The sequence below is a fragment of the Moorena sp. SIO2C4 genome, from assembly GCF_010672485.1.
Classification (GTDB): Bacteria; Cyanobacteriota; Cyanobacteriia; order Cyanobacteriales; family Coleofasciculaceae; genus Moorena; species Moorena producens.
On sequence record NZ_JAAHGN010001578.1, the window covers coordinates 1 to 1053 of the forward strand.

Annotated in this window: 1 pseudogene; it reads left to right on the plus strand. The window is 42.7% G+C overall.

Going from position 1 to position 1053, the window contains the following annotated elements:
* Positions 1 to 936: pseudogene (locus F6K20_RS39650) on the plus strand (hypothetical protein); the annotation flags it as partial.
* Positions 937 to 1053: the final 117 nt, after the last annotated feature.

Below are 1053 nucleotides of genomic sequence, written 5' to 3' on the forward strand. Positions count from 1 at the left end.
ACAGGTAATTTAACCGCTGGTCGTGTCGGTATTGGCATCACAAATCCTACTGAAAAATTAGAGGTGGCTGGAACAGTTAAAGCCACTAGATTTGAAGGGGATGGTTCTGGTTTAACTGGGATTAGTGCTGGTGGTGGAACCAAGTGGTCTGATGGTGATAGTAACAGGATTTACTATAATGCTGGCAATGTGGGGATTGGCACAAATAATCCTACTGAAAAATTAGAGGTGGCTGGAACTGTTAAGGCCACTAGGTTTGAAGGGGATGGTTCTGGTTTAACTGGGATTAGTGCTGGAAAGTGGTCTGATGGTGGTAGTAACAGGATTTACTATAATGCTGGCAATGTTGGTATTGGGACAAATAATCCTAGTCAAAAATTAGATGTAGCTGGAACTATTAGAGCAACTGCTACTAATACGGGCAATACTACTGTCGTCGGAGTTCACAGCCTTATAAGTGGTAATGAAAATGGTACTAGATATGCTTTGTATGGACAAGCAACAGGTAATAACGCTGGTAAGCAATATGGTGTCTACGGTAATGCCTCTGGTGGACAAACTCAATATGGTGTCTACGGTAATGCTTCTGGTGGACAAACTCAATATGGTGGCTATTTTACTGCTACTAATACGGGCAATACTACCGCCTTCGGAGTTCGAGGTATTGTAAGTGGTAATGAAAATGGCACTAAATATGGTTTGCATGCACAAGCAATAGGCGGTACCAGTGGTAGCCGATTTGGTGTCTACGGTAATGCCTCTGGTGGACAAACTAGTTATGGTGGCTATTTCACTGCTAATAATACGGGCAATACGACTGCCTTAGGAGTTCAAGGCTTGGCAAGTGGTAATGGCAATGGCACTAAATATGGTTTGTACGGACTAGCAACAGGTGGTACCAGTGGTAGACGATTTGGTGTCCACGGTTCCCATTGAACATGGGACCATTGATCACCATAAGTCAAAGTGCCCATATCTATGACGACTGCTATGACTATGCTGACAGAATTATTCAAGACCAATATCAAAAGCTTATTAATTCAGAACATACAC